14 protein-coding genes are annotated in these 16,174 nt (G+C 61.6%); 8 read left to right on the forward strand and 6 right to left on the reverse strand.

The window, feature by feature from the left end; all coding sequences use genetic code 11:
• Positions 1-6 precede the first annotated feature (6 nt).
• The 5 genes from HU755_RS15290 (at position 7) to HU755_RS15310 (ending at position 4,204) form a co-directional block, all read left to right on the forward strand.
• Positions 7-1,641, forward strand: a complete 1,635-nt coding sequence (locus HU755_RS15290) for an ABC transporter ATP-binding protein (protein WP_186634037.1) — start codon at positions 7-9, stop codon at positions 1,639-1,641.
• A gap of 169 nt (positions 1,642-1,810) precedes the next feature.
• Complete coding sequence (locus HU755_RS15295) at positions 1,811-2,332, forward strand: DUF3455 domain-containing protein (RefSeq protein WP_186634040.1); 522 nt, start codon at positions 1,811-1,813, stop codon at positions 2,330-2,332.
• Positions 2,333-2,490: 158 nt separating this feature from the next.
• A complete protein-coding gene (locus tag HU755_RS15300) occupies positions 2,491-3,018 on the forward strand; it encodes a sigma-70 family RNA polymerase sigma factor (protein ID WP_186634042.1) in 528 nt (175 codons plus the stop codon).
• Entirely contained in the window at positions 3,015-3,707 is a 693-nt protein-coding gene (locus HU755_RS15305; protein WP_186634045.1) for an anti-sigma factor, read from the forward strand. Before HU755_RS15300 ends, HU755_RS15305 begins: the two co-directional genes overlap by 4 nt.
• A 134-nt stretch (positions 3,708-3,841) precedes the next feature.
• Positions 3,842-4,204, forward strand: a complete 363-nt coding sequence (locus tag HU755_RS15310) for a hypothetical protein (RefSeq protein WP_186634048.1) — start codon at positions 3,842-3,844, stop codon at positions 4,202-4,204.
• A 69-nt stretch (positions 4,205-4,273) separates the two neighbouring features.
• On the opposite strand, the gene HU755_RS15315 is transcribed toward HU755_RS15310, so the two are convergent.
• On the reverse strand, positions 4,274-5,365 hold the full coding sequence (locus HU755_RS15315; RefSeq protein ID WP_186634051.1) for a DUF1615 domain-containing protein: 1,092 nt from the start codon (positions 5,363-5,365) through the stop codon (positions 4,274-4,276).
• 418 nt (positions 5,366-5,783) lie between these two features.
• Between HU755_RS15315 and HU755_RS15320 the strand changes: the two genes are divergently transcribed.
• On the forward strand, positions 5,784-7,988 hold the full coding sequence (locus HU755_RS15320) for a TonB-dependent siderophore receptor (protein ID WP_186634053.1): 2,205 nt from the start codon (positions 5,784-5,786) through the stop codon (positions 7,986-7,988).
• Between the two features lie 211 nt (positions 7,989-8,199).
• Entirely contained in the window at positions 8,200-9,729 is a 1,530-nt protein-coding gene (locus tag HU755_RS15325) for an FAD-dependent oxidoreductase (protein WP_186634056.1), read from the forward strand.
• A gap of 126 nt (positions 9,730-9,855) precedes the next feature.
• On the opposite strand, the gene hemB is transcribed toward HU755_RS15325, so the two are convergent.
• Together hemB and HU755_RS15335 are read right to left on the reverse strand one after the other, a co-directional pair.
• Positions 9,856-10,830 (reverse strand): porphobilinogen synthase, encoded by a 975-nt coding sequence (gene hemB, locus HU755_RS15330; RefSeq protein ID WP_186634059.1) that lies wholly within the window; start codon positions 10,828-10,830, stop codon positions 9,856-9,858.
• A 246-nt stretch (positions 10,831-11,076) separates the two neighbouring features.
• Positions 11,077-11,775, reverse strand: a complete 699-nt coding sequence (locus HU755_RS15335) for a glutathione binding-like protein (protein ID WP_186634062.1) — start codon at positions 11,773-11,775, stop codon at positions 11,077-11,079.
• Positions 11,776-12,056: 281 nt separating this feature from the next.
• On the opposite strand from HU755_RS15335, the gene HU755_RS15340 reads away from it, so the two are divergent.
• Positions 12,057-12,731: a histidine phosphatase family protein gene (locus HU755_RS15340; RefSeq protein WP_186623145.1), complete on the forward strand. Its 675-nt coding sequence runs from the start codon at positions 12,057-12,059 to the stop codon at positions 12,729-12,731.
• 110 nt (positions 12,732-12,841) lie between these two features.
• Here HU755_RS15340 and mnmH read toward each other — a convergent pair whose 3' ends face one another.
• The 3 genes from mnmH to HU755_RS15355 form a co-directional block, all read right to left on the reverse strand.
• Positions 12,842-13,945 carry a tRNA 2-selenouridine(34) synthase MnmH gene (gene mnmH, locus HU755_RS15345; protein ID WP_186634065.1) on the reverse strand — a complete coding sequence of 368 codons (1,104 nt, stop codon included), beginning with the start codon at positions 13,943-13,945 and terminating at the stop codon, positions 12,842-12,844.
• Entirely contained in the window at positions 13,945-14,979 is a 1,035-nt protein-coding gene (gene selD, locus HU755_RS15350; RefSeq protein WP_186634068.1) for a selenide, water dikinase SelD, read from the reverse strand. The genes mnmH and selD overlap by 1 nt, the downstream gene beginning before the upstream one ends.
• A gap of 236 nt (positions 14,980-15,215) precedes the next feature.
• The gene (locus HU755_RS15355; protein WP_186634071.1) at positions 15,216-16,172 is read right to left on the reverse strand and encodes a zinc-binding alcohol dehydrogenase family protein; all 957 of its coding nucleotides are present in this window, start codon (positions 16,170-16,172) and stop codon (positions 15,216-15,218) included.
• Positions 16,173-16,174 lie beyond the last annotated feature (2 nt).

Genomic DNA, 16,174 nt, shown 5'->3' on the forward strand with positions numbered 1-16,174 from the left:
GCTGAGATGAACGACAATCTGATCGAAATTCGCGACCTGCGTGTGGCCTTCGCCGGGCAGGCAGTGGTCCACGGTTTGAACCTCGACATTCGCCGTGGCGAGTGCCTGGCGCTGGTCGGCGAGTCCGGTTCGGGCAAGTCGGTGACGGCGCACTCGATCCTGCGTCTGCTGCCAGGCAACAGCGTTAGCAGCAGCGGCGCAATCCGCTACAACGGGGTCGACTTGCTGCACGCCAGCGAACAGCAAATGCGCGGCTTGCGTGGCAACCGCATTGCGATGATTTTCCAGGAGCCGATGACCTCGCTGAATCCGCTGCACACGGTGGAAAAACAAGTCAGCGAAGTGCTGGAGATTCACAAGGGCCTGAAGGGCCGCGCTGCCCGCGCGCGGACGCTGGAGCTGCTGGAACTGGTTGGTATTCGCCAGCCGTTGCAGCGACTCAAAGCCTATCCCCATCAACTCTCCGGCGGCCAGCGACAACGGGTGATGATCGCCATGGCGTTGGCCAACGAGCCGGAACTGTTGATTGCCGATGAGCCGACCACGGCGCTGGACGTGACGGTGCAGCAGAAAATTCTCGAACTGCTGATCGAGCTGCAGCAACGCCTTGGGATGTCGCTGTTGCTGATCAGCCACGACCTTAATCTGGTGCGGCGAATCGCTCAGCGCGTGTGCGTGATGCGTCAAGGCGAAATCGTTGAACAGGCCGATTGCGAGACGCTGTTCCGAGCGCCGCAACACCCCTACAGCCGCTTGTTGATCGAGGCTGAACCGAGCGGCGCGCCGGTACCCAGTGAGTACGATCACAACCTGCTGGAAGTCGATGATTTGAAGGTATGGTTTCCATTGCCGAAAAATCTGTTCAGCCGCCAACAGGATTACATCAAAGCCGTGGACGGTGTCAGTTTCACCCTGCAACGCGGCAAGACGCTGGGCATCGTTGGCGAGTCCGGCTCGGGCAAGTCGACGCTGGGTCAGGCGATCCTGCGACTGGTCGAATCGCAGGGCAATATCCGCTTCGGCAACAAGCAGTTGAGCCTGCTTAATCAGCGTCTGATGCGCCCGTTGCGGCGGCAGATTCAAGTGGTGTTTCAGGACCCGTTCGGCAGCCTCAGCCCGCGCATGTCGGTGCAGCAGATCATCGCCGAAGGTTTGCTGACCCATGGCATCGGCAGCGAGGCCGAGCGTGAGGCGGCGGTGATTCGCGTGCTCGGCGAAGTCGGTCTCGATCCGCAGAGCCGCCATCGTTATCCCCACGAGTTTTCCGGCGGCCAGCGCCAGCGCATTTCCATCGCCCGCGCGCTGGTGCTGGAACCTTCGCTGATCCTGCTCGACGAACCGACTTCGGCGCTGGATCGCACGGTGCAGAAACAGGTGGTGGAGTTGCTGCGGCAATTGCAGATCAAGCATGGGCTGACCTATTTGTTCATCAGCCATGACTTGGCGGTGGTGCATGCGCTGGCGCATGACTTGCTGGTGATCAAGGATGGCAAGGTGGTTGAGCAGGGTTCGTCGCGGGAAATTTTTGCTGCGCCACAACATCCCTACACCCAGGAACTGCTCAACGCCTCGGGCCTCAAGCCACACACAACCCCTTGTAGGAGTGAGCCTGCTCGCGATAGCGGTATGCCTGTGACATAAATGCTGGCTGACACGACGCTATCGCGAGCAGGCTCACTCCTACAGGGTGATCGGGGTGGTCGAGAAATATTTTTCCGGCCCTGCATCCAATCGCCTCCGCCACGGGTAGTCCCTGTAACAGCCCACTCCCGGGCTGTCAGTGATCTAGCCTTTTTTGGAGAAACATCGGATGAACATCACCCAGCTGATTGGCCTCACCGGTTTGCTCGCCATGACCTCGACGACGTTTGCGCAAAGCAGTTATCCCGACGCGATCAAGGTGCCGGACGGGCACAAGGTTGCGCTGGAAACCACCGGGGTCGGCGAGATCACGTACGAATGCCGCGACAAGCCCAATGCCGCCGGGCAGACCGAGTGGACGTTTGTCGGCCCCAAAGCGGTGCTCAATGATCGCAGCGGCAAGCAGATCGGCACCTACTTCGGCCCGCCCGCCACCTGGCAGGCCAAAGACGGTTCGAAAGTCACCGGCACGCAATTGGCCGTGGCACCGTCGACGCCCGGCAACCTGCCCTACCAGTTGGTCAAGGCCAACCCGGCCGAGGGCAAAGGTGCGATGAGCGGGGTGAGTTACATCCAGCGCGTCGCGCTCAAGGGCGGCGTGGCCCCGGCCAGCGAATGCACGGTGGCGAACAAGGGCAAGCAGGAAGTGGTGAAGTATCAGGCCGATTATATTTTCTGGGCGGCGAACTGACCTTCGGGCACACGGCAAATCCCCTGTAGGAGTGAGCCTGCTCGCGATGGCGGTGTGTCAGTGAACAATATGTCGGCTGACACACCGCTATCGCGAGCAGGCTCACTCCTACAAGGGGAACTGTGTGGTTTTGAAGAATGTGAGCTAAATTGCACGCCATGCCCTTACCCGATTCCACGTTCGATTACGAAGCCCGCCTCAAAGCCTGTGCCCGGGGCGAGCGTGCGGCCCTGCGCGATTTGTATGTGCAGGAAGGTGCGCGGCTGCTCGGTGTGGCCAGGCGGCTGGTGCGCGATACGGCGCTGGCGGAGGACATCGTGCAGGAAGCCTTCATCAAGATCTGGAACGGTGCCGCCGGGTTCGACCCCGCGCGCGGTTCGGCGCGGGGCTGGATGTTCAGCGTGACCCGGCACCTGGCCTTGAACCAGCTGCGCAATCAGGCTCGGGAAATGCCGCTGCGCGAAGAACATGAAGCAGCGGCGCCTGACGAGGCCTTCGACGCCCATTCGGCGCGCATTCATCGCTGTCTGGAGCAACTGGAACCGCAACGACGCACTTGCATCCTTCACGCTTACGTCGACGGTTACAGCCACGCGCAGATTTCCGCACGCCTCGACACGCCGCTGGGCACCGTCAAAGCGTGGATCAAGCGCAGCCTCAACGCCTTGCGGGAGTGCATGGGATGACCAGCGAATCAGCGCAGGAACGGGATGAACTGGCTGGCGAATATGTGCTCGGCACGTTGTCGTTCGAGCAGCGGGTCGAGGTGCAACGCCGTTTGCCCAATGAGCCCGAACTGCGTGCGGCAGTGGATGCCTGGGAACGGCGCCTGCTGGAGTTGACCGATCTGGCCGAACCTCAGCAACCGTCGGCGCAGCTGTGGCCGCGCATCGAGCGCAGTCTCGAACGGCTGACGGTTAAAGAACCGCTGACTTCGTGGTGGAACCTGCTGCCGCTGTGGCGCGGCTTGAGTGCTGCCGGTCTGACCGCGACCTTGATTCTCGGCACGATCCTGCTGACCCAGACCACGCCGAAACCGAGTTATCTGGTGGTGTTGGTCGCGCCGCAGGACAAGGCGCCGGGTTGGGTGATTCAGGCGAGCAATACGCGCGAGATCCAGTTGATTCCGCTGGGGGTGGTCGAGGTGCCGGCGGACAAGGCGCTGGAATTCTGGACCAAGGCTGACGGCTGGTCGGGACCGGTGTCATTGGGGCTGGTCAAACCGGGGCAGGCCTTGTCGGTGCCGCTGGACAAGTTACCGCCGTTGCAACCGAATCAATTGTTTGAGCTGACGCTGGAAGGCGCCAATGGCTCGCCAATCGGCAAACCGACCGGACCGATTCAGGCGATCGGGCGCGCAGTAAAAGTCCTCTGAGGCTCTAACACACGGTTGCCAGCAACCATCATCGCCGTCGATGTTCACCATCATGGCAATGAAGTTCTCATAAAAATTGCGCGGCGTAACATCGGCTCCAGACAAACCAACAACACCCCCTGGAGCACACGATCATGAAACGCCAAACCCTTCTCAGCATCGCTTTTTCGGTTTTCGCAGTTAACGCTTTTGCCGCCACCCCGGCGCACACGCTGGTCGCCGAAGGCGGCTCGGACAAGCTGATCGAAAGCCGTCTGGCTGAAGGTGGTTCGGATCGTCTGATCGAACGCCGCGTGGCCGAGGGTGGCTCGGATCGTCTGATTGAACGCCGCGTGGCTGAAGGTGGCTCGGATCGTCTGATCGAGCGCCGCGTAGCTGAAGGCGGTTCGGATCGTCTGATCGAACGTCGCGTGGCCGAAGGTGGTTCGGATCGTCTGATCGAACGCCGCGTGGCTGAAGGCGGTTCGGATCGTCTGATCGAACGCCGCGTAGTCTGATGCATGATTGCAAGCGCAACACCCCAGAGAAACCCGGCTCCCGCAGCCGGGTTTTTTATGTCCGCAGGATCAGCCGGCCTTGGCCATGCACCGCTTGTAGCGCTCGTCCACGCGTTTGGCGAACCACGCTGTCGTGAGTTTTCGGGTGATTTTCGGGCTCTGCAGCACGATTCCCGGCAATACCGCGCGCGGTAACGGCTTGCCTTCGGCTCGCTCCGCCAGTTCGAATACGCGCTGATAGAGCTTGGTCTCTTCGAACTCCAGCGTTTTGCCCTTCTCCAGTTGATCGCGAATCGTCGGGTTGCGCATGCCCAGTGACTTGCCGAGGGTGCGCACTGCCAGTTCGGTGCTGCCGGGCATGATTGAATCGTAACGAATCAAATCGCCGTCCAGGGTCAACGGAATGCCGGAAGCGCGGCTGACCGCGTTCTGAAACGCGGCGTTGCGGCTGGCGTACCAGCCGGCGTTGAAATCGGCGAAGCGATACAGCGGCTCGCGGTAATTCACCGGGTAACCGAGCAAATGGGCGATGCCGAAGTACATGCCACCGCGACGGCTGAACACTTCGCGGCGAATCGTGCCGTCCACCGGGTACGGGTAGTCCTTGGCGTGTTCTTCGGCAAATTCAATGCTGACCTGCATCGGTCCGCCGGTGTGCACCGGGTTGAAGCCACCGAACAACGTACGGCCCATCGGCACCATGCCGATGAAGTCGTCGAAAATGGCGCTCAACTCCTTTTCGCTACGTGCTGAGTTCAGGCGTTCGCTGTAAGTCTTGCCATTGGGCGAGCGCACTTGCAAAGCGCCGCTGACCAACAGGCTGGGGATGTGCACCTTGGCCGCGCGACGGTTGATTTCGTCGCGGGCGATCTTGCCCAGACCGGGCACCGCCGGATCGGCCTGGAAGGTGGATTCCTGTTCTGCCACGGCCAGTACCGAGCAAATATTCTGCGTGGTGGTGCTGATGCCCTGCGCGGCAAACGCGGCGTAGATATCCGTGGCCCAGCCCTGGCGGTCGGCGGTTTTCGCCGGCAGCAGACGAACGATTTCAGCCTTCACTTCAGCCGGTGGGCGCGGCGCCGGTTCGTGGCTGCGCTGGCTGGCGCAACCGGCGAGCAGCAGCAAGGCGCCGAGGGCAATGATCAATCTTGGGGTGTGCATGTTGTTCCTTCCAGTCCGTTGTGCCGCGCTCACCATACGTTCAGCGGATGGCGCAGGCTAGGACTGCGATGTCGAACGCCTGTTCCCTCGGCTTGCGCGCCCCCCTGTGGCGAGGGCTTGCTCCCGCTCCAATCCCTGTGGCGAGGGAGCTTGCTCCCGCTCGGCGGCGCAGCCGTCGCAAACCCGGCCCCCCGGTTATCTGCTGCACCGCGATGACAGGATTCGCTCCGCTTCACAGCCCGAGCGGGAGCAAGCTCCCTTGCCACAGAACCCGCCATAGAGCCTTCCAGGCTGGTCACAATCTGATTGCAAAACGTTACTGCGAAAACCTATCATTCGCGCCTGGAGTCGTATTTGCGCAAGGAGTTGCGCGCTGTCCTTATTTTTCCAACCGGCCGCGCGCCTCCAGGTAATCGACATGCCCGCTTCAGCTCGACTCGGCGCCCCCTTGCGCCCGACATTGCTTGCCCTGCTGTGCTCCCTGCCCTTCACCGCTCACGCCGCTGAAGAAAACCGCAAAGAGCTGGTGCTGGACGACGTCAACATCAACGCCCAGGCCCCGACACCCAACGCCCTGCCCCCGGTCTACGCTGGCGGTCAGGTCGCCCGCGGCGGCCAGTTGGGCGTGCTGGGCAATCAGGACATGATGGACGTGCCCTTCAGCGCTGCGTCGTATACCGAGCAATTGATCCAGGATCAACAGGCCGAAGACGTCGCTGACGTGCTGCTCAACGATGCATCGGTGCGTCAGGCCTCGGGGTTCTCCAACCAGGCGCAGGTCTTCATGATTCGCGGCCTGCCGCTCAATGGCGATGATATTTCCTATAACGGCCTGTACGGCGTGCTGCCACGGCAGATCATTTCCACCGACGCCCTGGAGCGCGTGGAAGTGTTCAAAGGCCCCAACGCCTTTATCAACGGCGTGACCCCGACCGGTTCGGGCATCGGTGGCGGCGTCAACCTGCAACCCAAACGTGCCGGCGACGAACCGCTGCGCCGCTTCACCACCGACATCAGCAGTGAAGGCCGCGTCGGCCAGCACCTGGACATCGGCCAGCGTTTCGGTGAGGACAACCGGTTTGGCGCGCGCATCAACCTGTCCCAACGCGAAGGCGATACCGCCATCGACCACGAAAACCAGCGCTCGAAGCTCTTCGCCATCGGCCTCGATTACCGCGGCGATGCGCTGCGCCTTTCCGGCGACTTCGCTTACCAGAAAGAACGCGTCAACGGCGGCCGCAGTTCGGTCAACCTCGGCACCGCCACGCACCTGCCGGACGCGCCGTCGGCCGACACCAACTACGCGCCGAAGTGGGGCTACACCGATATCGAAGACACCTTCGGCATGCTTCGCGCCGAATACGATCTGAACGACAACTGGACGGCCTACGCGGCCGGTGGCGCCAAGCACACCCGCGAAGTCGGCCGCTACAACTCGACCACGCTGGTCGGCAACAGCGGTGCGTCGTTCACCACCGGCTCGTTTGTGCCCCATGACGAGGACAACACCAGCGTCATGGCCGGGTTCAATGGCAAATTCAACACCGGTCCTGTCAGCCACAAGCTCAATGTCGGCCTCACCGGGATCTGGGCCGAGCAGCGCAGCGCCTATGATTTCGACCTGACCCGCTACCCGAACAACATCGATCACCCGGTACAAACCCCGGCGCCGGTCGGCAATTTTGCCGGGGGCGATCTCAATGACCCGGGCATCGTCGGCAAAACCTTCAACCGCAGCGTGGCGATCTCCGACACCCTTGGTTTCTTCGATGATCGCCTGCTGGTTACCGCCGGCCTGCGTCGTCAGCAGATGGTCGTGCAAGGCTACAACTACGCCAGTTGGGGCAGCGGCGGGCGCAAGTCGAGCTACGACGAAGCGATCACCACGCCGGTGTACGGCATCGTGTTCAAGCCGTGGGAGCATGTTTCGCTCTATGCCAACCACATCGAAGGCCTGGCGCAGGGTCCGACCTCGCCGACCAGCTCCGGCGGCTTTCGCGTCACCAATGGCAACGAAGTCTACGCACCGGCGCGCTCCAAGCAGACCGAACTGGGCGTGAAAGTCGACATGGGCACTTACGGGGCCAGCCTGGGCGTGTACCGCATCGAGCAGCCAAGCGATGGCTACTGCGAGATCAACGGCCCGGCCACTTGCACCTATGTGCGTGAAGGCGAACAGATCAACAAAGGCGTAGAAATGAACGTGTTCGGCGAGCCGCTCGAAGGCCTGCGCCTGATCAGCGGCCTGACCCTGATGGACACCGAACTGAAAAATACCCTCAACGGCGCCAACGACGGCAACCGCGCCATTGGTGTGCCGACCTTCCAGTTCAATGCCGGTGCCGATTGGGACGTGCCCGGCCTGCAAGGCGTAGCGCTGAACGCGCGGATGCTGCGCACCGGCGGGCAATATGCCGACGCGGCGAACAACCTCAGCTTGCCGACCTGGAACCGTTTCGATGCGGGCGCGCGGTACGCGTTCAAGGTGTCGCAGAAGGACGTTACCGTGCGTCTGGGCGTGGAAAACCTGGCGAACAAGCGCTACTGGGAGTCGGCTCAGGGTGGGTATTTGACCCAGGGTGAACCGCGGGTGGCGAAGTTGTCGGGGACTATTGACTTCTAAGCGACCGTATCCTGTGAAAAAGGCTCCGCAGCGTGATGGCTGCGGAGCCTTTTTGTTTTTGCGGTGCTGGATCGGGCCTCTTCGCGAGCAAGCCCGCTCCCACATTGGAATGCGTGCCAATGTGGGAGCGAGCCTGCTCGCGAAGGGGCCGGAACTGACTACCCTCTACATCTGATCCATACTTGTTGCACAGCAACAGGAGGGCAGCCCCATGAACCGCAGCGACGTCCTGATCATCGGCGCCGGCCCGACCGGGCTGGTGCTGGCCCTGTGGCTGAGCAAACTGGGCGTGCGCGTGCGCATCATCGACAAGACCTCGGCGCCTGGCACCACCTCCCGCGCCCTGGCCGTGCAGGCGCGCACGCTGGAGCTGTATCGCCAACTGGACCTGGCCGACACCATCGTGCGTCGCGGCCATCAAATCGCGGCGGCGAATTTCTGGGTCAACGGCAAACCCGTCGCGCAATTGCCGCTCAAGCGCATCGGCGAAGGCCTGACGCCCTACGCCTTCGTCGAAATCTTCCCGCAGGACGAGCACGAACGGCTGTTGCTCGATCGTCTGGAAGACTATGGCGTCAACGTCGAACGCAATACTTCGCTGGAAAGCTTCGTAGAGAACGCCGACGGTCTCACCGCACATCTGCGTCTGCCCGATGGCGAGCAGCAAGTCTGTCAGGCCTGTTATCTGGCCGGTTGCGACGGCGCCCGTTCGGTGGTGCGCAAAACCCTTGATAGCGGTTTTCCCGGCGGCACGTATCAGCAAGTCTTCTATGTCGCGGATGTACGCGCCAGCGGCCCGGCGATGAACGGCGAGCTGCATCTGGATCTCGACGAAGCGGATTTCCTGGCAGTGTTTCCGCTGTCCGGTGGAGGCCGCGCACGGCTGATCGGCACCGTGCGTGACGAACGTGCCGAGCGCGCCGACACCCTGGCGTTTTCCGATGTCAGCCGTCGCGCCATCGAGCACCTGAAGCTACACATCGAAGACGTTCACTGGTTTTCCACCTATCGCGTGCATCACCGCGTGGCCGAGCATTTTCGCAGCGGCCGCGCCTTTCTGCTCGGTGATGCCGCCCATGTGCACAGCCCTGCCGGCGGCCAGGGCATGAACACCGGCATCGGCGATGCGATCAATCTGGCCTGGAAACTCGCCGCCGTGCTCGGCGGTGGCGCTGAGCCCAAGCTACTCGACAGCTACGAAACCGAACGCATCGCCTTCGCCCGCCGACTGGTGTCGACCACCGACAAAGTCTTCAGTTTTGTCACCGCCGAGGGCCGCATGGCAGATATGTTGCGCATGCGCGTGGCGCCGTTTCTGATCCCGAAAATGGCCGCGTTCGAGGCCAGCCGCGAGTTCCTTTTCCGTACGGTTTCGCAAGTCACCCTCAACTACCGCGGCATGCCGCTCAGCCAGGGCGAAGCCGGCCATGTGCACGGCGGCGACCGCTTGCCGTGGGCACATGATGGTGAAGGCGATAACTATGAACCGCTAAGACAGCCGTGCTGGCAAGTGCACGTGTACGGCGATACCAGTGACGAGATGATTGCCTGGTGCCATGAACACCATCTGCCGCTGCATGTGTTCGACTGGCGCCCGGCGTTTGAAACGGCGGGTCTGGGGCGCAACGGCTTTTACTTGCTGCGCCCGGACACTTATGTGGCGATTGCCGAGAACAGCGCCGACCCGAAAGTGATAGAGCGCTACTTGCGCGATCACGGGATCCGGCCCTACTTCAACTGACACTCCACAACCCCAAATGTAGGAGTGAGCCTGCTCGCGATGGCGGTTTACCCGACATGAATTTGTCGACTGACACACCGCTATCGCGAGCAGGCTCACTCCTACAGTTTGGATTTGTGTTGAGGTTTAGATCCCCGCCAGCGCCAGGTCCATCGCAAAGTAGGTAAAAATCAAATCCGCGCCCGCCCGCTTGATCGCGCCCAGGCTCTCGCGCACCACGCGATCCTCATCGATCGCCCCGGCCTGGGCACCGAACTTGATCATCGCGTATTCGCCGCTGACCTGATACGCCGCCAGCGGCAGGTTCGACGCTTCACGGATGTCGCGGATGATGTCCAGGTACGCACCGGCCGGCTTGACCATCAGCGCATCGGCGCCTTCCTGCTCATCCAGCAGCGATTCGCGCAGGGCTTCGCGGCGGTTCATCGGGTTCATCTGGTAACTTTTGCGGTCGCCCTTCAACGCACTGCCACCAGCCTCGCGGAACGGCCCATACAGTGCCGAGGCGAATTTGGTCGAGTAGGCCATGATCGGAATCTGCGTGAACCCGGCGGCGTCCAGCGCCTGGCGGATCGCCCGCACCTGACCGTCCATCGCCGCCGACGGTGCAATCACGTCAGCGCCGGCGCTGGCCGCAGCGACGGCTTGTTTGCCGAGGTTGATCAGGGTCTGGTCGTTGTCGACTTCGTGGTTGTGCATCACACCACAGTGGCCGTGATCGGTGTACTCGCAGAAGCAGGTGTCGGACATCACGATCATCTCCGGCACGGCGTCCTTGGCGATGCGCGACATGCGCGAGACCAGGCCGTCTTCGCGCCAGGTATCGCTGCCATTGCTATCCAGGTGATGGGACACGCCGAAGGTCATCACCGATTTGATACCGGCGCGGGCATAGCGCTCGATCTCGCTGGCCAGTTTGCGCTCGGGAATGCGCTGCACGCCGGGCATGCTGGTGATCGGCACAAAATCGTCGATGTCTTCCTCAACGAAGATCGGCAGTACCAGATCGTTCAGACTGAATTCGGTTTCCTGGAACAAAGTGCGCAGGCTCGCATTGCGGCGCAGACGGCGGGGACGTGCTTCGGGGAACTGACTGGACATGGGGCCTTTCCTGAAAACAGCGGATGAGACGAAAGTCGTAGGGGGTGAAGCTTATGCCTTGCGGCGGGCGAGGGACAAACCTGGATCAATCAACAGAGCGTTACTGAGCCTGCAATAATCTGCGGACCATCATAAATCTCCTGTAGGAGTGAGCCTGCTCGCGCTAACGGTGTGTCAGTTGATAAATTCACATCTGACACACCGTTATCGCGAGTAGGCTCACTCCTACAAGGGGAATGTGTTGAGTCAGGACGGGATGGTCAGGCCGCGAATAACTGCGGGCCGAGCGAGAAAGCGCTCCAGCACCCGCGTGACATTGGGGAAGTTCTGAATGCCGACCAGATCGCCGGCCTCATAGAACCCGATCAGGTTGCGCACCCACGGGAACGTGGCGATATCGGCGATGGTGTAACGCTCGCCCATGATCCAGTCGCGGCCATCGAGGCGCGTGTTGAGCACGTTGAGCAGGCGCTTGCTCTCCTCGACATAGCGGTCACGCGGACGCTTGTCTTCGTAATCCTTGCCAGCGAATTTGTTGAAGAAACCCAGCTGGCCGAACATCGGGCCAACGCCACCCATCTGCCACATCAGCCATTGAATGGTCTCGTAGCGCAACGCACCTTCCTGAGCGAGCAACTGGCCACTCTTGTCGGCCAGATAGATCAGGATCGCGCCGGATTCGAACAACGGCAGCGGCTGGTCTTCCGGGCCGTGCGGATCAAGGATTGCCGGGATCTTGTTGTTCGGGTTCAGCGAAAGAAACTCCGGCGACGTCTGGTCGTGGGTGTCAAAGCCGATGCGGTGCGGCTCGTACGGCAAGCCGATTTCTTCGAGCATGATCGACACTTTGACGCCGTTGGGCGTCGGCAGGGAGTAGAGCTGAATCCAGTCCGGGTACTGCGCCGGCCATTTCTGGGTAATCGGGAATGCAGACAGATCGGTCATTGGAAGCATCCAGTCACAAATTGAAAGCCGATCATAATGTAGGCCTGCTGCAGCGCCTACACGAACCGTAACATCCAGTCGCTAACTTACCCCCAAGCCGTTGAAGGTTGCCGTTAGAGTGCTGCGCACTTGCACGATCGAACCAAATGGCCCTCAGGAGACTCTGAGCTATGCCTTTTTCGCAGAGGAAGCTGTTCACGACAGGGAAACACCCGGTGCTGGGAGCCCGCGGTGCCAAGGTTTGTCAGCCTTAACCGATTTGCTGAAGAACCCTTTATTTCATGACGAACCTTATGCGTTTCGCCAATCGCTTCAAACATCGCGCGTACGTGGCCCTGCCCTCCCTGCTGGCAGTCAGTGCGCTGTTTTTGTCACTCGAATCAAGTGAAAGCCGCGCGCAACCGGCGGACGGCACGCAGACGCTGGTGTTCCTGCGCCATGCGGAAAAACCCGAAGGCGGCCTCGGCCAGCTCAACTGTCAGGGCCTGAACCGTGCGATCGACTTGTCGACGCTGCTGCCGGAAAAATTCGGCAAGGCCGACTACGTGTTCGCCGCCAACCCGACGCGCAATGTCGAGGAAGGTGAGCTGGACAATTCCTACAGCTACATCCGCCCGCTGATGACCATCAGCCCGGCCGCGATCAAGCTCGGCCTGCCGGTGAACATCGAGTTTTCCGCCAACGACACCAGCGATCTGGCCCGCGAACTGCTGGATGAGAAATACCACAACTCGACGATCTACACCGCGTGGTCCCATGGCTATCTGCCGGAGCTGATCAACAAGGTGGCGGGCAACGCGGTCGGCAAAAAACAGAGCATCACCGAAGACTGGGCAGGCAGCGACTTCGACTCGCTGTACGTGCTGACGCTGAAGTGGCACAACGGCAAGGCCAGCTTGCAGAGCCATAGCTACAAGCAGGGGCTGGATAATGGCAAGGACACTTGCCCGACCTGAGTTTTGTGTTGCTTGATCGGGCCTCATCGCGAGCAGGCTCACTCCTACATTTGAAATGCGTTCCACCTGTAGGAGTGAGCCTGCTCGCGAAGAGGCCAGTCGCTTCCACCTCAAACCCTTTGATTCACCCGCCCCCGCAAATACTCGATCACCGCCCCACGCTCCCCGGCGAACTCGATCCGCCCGCCCTTCTTCTCGCGCTGGAACACATACATCGGGTCGTAATACTCGCGCAGCAAACCCTCGATCCAGCCGCGATGCAAATCCACCGCGCCGCTACGCCCCTGCTCCGCCAGCGCCTGCTCCATCAATACCAGCATCCGCGAATGGCGCTCGCCACCGAGACGCTTCTGCACGTTATTGAGACTTTCCAGCAAACGCTCGGCGAACAATGCAAAGCCGTTGTCGCCATGGACCTGGGCAAACTCCGCCGAAAGATCAACCACGTAATCGCGCAGGATCCGCTCGACACGATCCTCGAAACGGTCTTCCAGCCAGACCATCGGGTACGCCTGCATGCCTTGGTATAACGGCAGCGGCAAGGCGCAACTGCCAACCACCCGGCTCTCATCCTCCAGCACAAACTGCTCGATACCGGCGTCACGTTTCTTCAGGATGTCGACGGCCAGGCGATTCTCGAAATCGATGTTCGACGGCTGCCCGGTGGCGCGTTTGCCGAAGCTGGAGCCGCGATGGTTGGCGTGACCTTCCAGGTCCAAGCCATTGCGCAACTGCACCAGCACCTCGGTCTTGCCGGTGCCGGTCATGCCGCCCAGCAAAACAAAATCACACTGCGCGATAGCCTGATCGAGGGTATCGATGAGGAAATTGCGCATCGCCTTGTAACCGCCACCAACGCGCGGATAGTCGATGCCGGCCTCGTCGCGCAGCCATTGTTGGGTGATCTGCGAGCGCAAGCCACCGCGAAAACAATACAGAAAACCATCGGGATGGGCCCGGGCGAACTCGGCCCAGGCCTGAATGCGCTCGGCCTTGACCGCGCCGGACACCAGTTGATGGCCGAGCTCGATCGCCGCCTGCTGCCCTTGCTGCTTGTAGCAGGTGCCGATCTTCTGCCGTTCCAGATCGTTCATCAGCGGCAGATTGACCACGCCGGGAAACGCGCCTTTGTGAAACTCGACCGGGGCACGGGCGTCCATCATCGGTCTGTCGTTGAGAAAAATGTCGCGGTAGTCGGTGCTGGCGCGGAGCATCAAATCACCTCGACCGCGTTCGTCTGTCGCTCAACCAACTCGCCGATCGGCGCCAGGTCCAGGCCCAGTTCGGCAGCCACGCAAAGGAACTCGTCGTTGCCTTCAGGGCTGACGGCGATCAACAAGCCACCGCTGGTTTGCGGGTCGCACAGCACTCGCTTGTGCAGCTCCTGCACACGGCCGACCTTGCTCGCATAGCTATCAAAATTGCGCAACGTACCGCCCGGCACACAACCCTGATCGAGGTAGTACTCGACGCTGTCCAGACGCGGCACGCGGTCGTAGGCGATGCGCGCGGTCAATTGACTGCCATCAGCCATTTCCACCAGATGTCCGAGCAGGCCAAAACCGGTGACGTCAGTCATCGCGGTGACGCCGGCAAGCTTGCCGAAACGGCTGCCGGGCTTGTTCAGGGTGCACATCCAGTCACGGGCCACGCCGACATCGGCGGCGCGCAATTTGCCCTTTTTCTCGGCGGTGGTGAGGATGCCGATGCCCAGCGGCTTGGTCAGGTACAACAGGCAACCGGCGGTCGCCGTGTCGTTGCGCTTCATGTGGCGCTTCTCTACCAGACCGGTAACCGCAAGGCCGAAGATCGGCTCCGGCGCATCGATCGAATGCCCGCCGGCCAAGGTAATCCCCGCCGCATCGCACACCGCACGGCCACCCCGAATCACTTCGCGCGCCACTTCCGGCGCCAGCACATTCACCGGCCAGCCGAGGATCGCAATCGCCATCAACGGATCACCGCCCATCGCGTAGATATCGCTGATCGCATTGGTCGCGGCGATGCGGCCGAAGTCGAACGGGTCATCGACAATCGGCATGAAAAAATCGGTGGTCGACACCACGCCACGCTCGGCATCGATCTCATACACCGCCGCGTCATCGCGCGACGCATTGCCGACCCAGAGCTTTGGATCGAGGTTTTGTGCGCCGCTGCCGGCGAGGATCACTTCCAGCACCTGCGGGGAAATCTTGCAGCCACAACCAGCGCCATGGCTGTATTGGGTCAGGCGAATCGGCTCGCTCATGGGAGAGTCTCTGGCTATGAATGGGGCGGATTCTAGCAGAGCGCGAGACAGCAGATTTTTATGCTGACTGAGCGGCCCCTTCGCGAGCAGGCTCGCTCCCACATTTGAACGCAATTCCCTGTGGGAGTTAGCCTGCTCGCGAAAGCGGTGTGTCAGTCGCCGTATATCTAACTGACACACCGCCATCGCGAGCAGGCTCACTCCTACACGGGTTCGATGTGTCTGGGGAATGTACGTCAGGGGATCAAAATGATCTTGTCCCCGCCGCCCTGATTGACCTCGGCATAGCGCACCGGCCCCTCTGCCAGCGGTACTTCTACCAACCCTTGCGGCAATGGCAACCGATCCTCATCGAAGAGCCGGCCAAATTGCTCAAGCATCACCGCGCACGCTTCCACGCCGTACAACAACGAATTGATCCCGACCACCGAGCCGCCCTTGCGATACAGCGCCAGCGCCGGCAATTGCACGTGGCCGTCCACCGGTGCGGCGATGATTGCGATGCGCCCGAAAGTCGCCAGTGCCGCCACCGAGGCCGGCAGCCAGAAACCGGTGGTGTCGAAGATCACGTCGGCGCCGCCGCGATACACCGCGTTGACCTGTGCGCCGAGTTCTTCAGGACGGCCGAGTTGAATCGTTTGGTAGCCCTGCGCCTGCAGATCCGCTACCTGCTCAGGCCTGCGCGCCGCCGCCAGCACCTGCGCGCCACGCACTTTCGCCAAAGCCAAGGCCGCCGTCGCCACAGCCCCGCCGCCGATCACCAGCAAGCGCGTGTCGGCGCTGACCTGGCTGCGTTCCAGCGCATCCCACGCCGTGGTGTACGGCACGCCTAGGCTGGCTGCCTGGGCGAAACTCAGATGCGCCGGTTTGTGCGCCACGCCGCTGGCCGGCAGCTTGACGAATTGTGCATGGGCGCCGTCGGCGAAAAACCCCAGTTCACGGCCGGTGCCCCAGACTTCCTGACCGATCAATGCTTGCGGCCCCCCAACCACCACACCGGCAAAATCTCGACCCGGAATGCGAGGTAACGTGGTGTAGGGAAAACGGCCGAGCACGTTCTTCACATCGCTGGGATTGAGGCCGGCGGCCTTGATCTGCACCAGCACCTCATCGACGCCGGGGGCCGGGGTCGGGACGTCGACGAAACGCAGGGAAGACAGGTCGCCGGTTTGATCGAATTGCAACGCTTTCATGG

The organism is Pseudomonas sp. SWRI111 (assembly GCF_014268555.1).
Classification (GTDB): domain Bacteria; phylum Pseudomonadota; class Gammaproteobacteria; order Pseudomonadales; family Pseudomonadaceae; genus Aquipseudomonas; species Aquipseudomonas hamedanensis.

Coding starts and splice junctions, on each gene's coding strand:
- HU755_RS15290 (WP_186634037.1), top strand. CDS start 7: ATGAACGACAATCTGATCGAAATTCGCGACCTGCGTGTGGCCTTCGCC.
- HU755_RS15295 (WP_186634040.1), top strand. CDS start 1,811: ATGAACATCACCCAGCTGATTGGCCTCACCGGTTTGCTCGCCATGACC.
- HU755_RS15300 (WP_186634042.1), top strand. CDS start 2,491: ATGCCCTTACCCGATTCCACGTTCGATTACGAAGCCCGCCTCAAAGCC.
- HU755_RS15305 (WP_186634045.1), top strand. CDS start 3,015: ATGACCAGCGAATCAGCGCAGGAACGGGATGAACTGGCTGGCGAATAT.
- HU755_RS15310 (WP_186634048.1), top strand. CDS start 3,842: ATGAAACGCCAAACCCTTCTCAGCATCGCTTTTTCGGTTTTCGCAGTT.
- HU755_RS15315 (WP_186634051.1), bottom strand. CDS start 5,365: ATGCACACCCCAAGATTGATCATTGCCCTCGGCGCCTTGCTGCTGCTC.
- HU755_RS15320 (WP_186634053.1), top strand. CDS start 5,784: ATGCCCGCTTCAGCTCGACTCGGCGCCCCCTTGCGCCCGACATTGCTT.
- HU755_RS15325 (WP_186634056.1), top strand. CDS start 8,200: ATGAACCGCAGCGACGTCCTGATCATCGGCGCCGGCCCGACCGGGCTG.
- hemB (WP_186634059.1), bottom strand. CDS start 10,830: ATGTCCAGTCAGTTCCCCGAAGCACGTCCCCGCCGTCTGCGCCGCAAT.
- HU755_RS15335 (WP_186634062.1), bottom strand. CDS start 11,775: ATGACCGATCTGTCTGCATTCCCGATTACCCAGAAATGGCCGGCGCAG.
- HU755_RS15340 (WP_186623145.1), top strand. CDS start 12,057: ATGACGAACCTTATGCGTTTCGCCAATCGCTTCAAACATCGCGCGTAC.
- mnmH (WP_186634065.1), bottom strand. CDS start 13,945: ATGCTCCGCGCCAGCACCGACTACCGCGACATTTTTCTCAACGACAGA.
- selD (WP_186634068.1), bottom strand. CDS start 14,979: ATGAGCGAGCCGATTCGCCTGACCCAATACAGCCATGGCGCTGGTTGT.
- HU755_RS15355 (WP_186634071.1), bottom strand. CDS start 16,172: ATGAAAGCGTTGCAATTCGATCAAACCGGCGACCTGTCTTCCCTGCGT.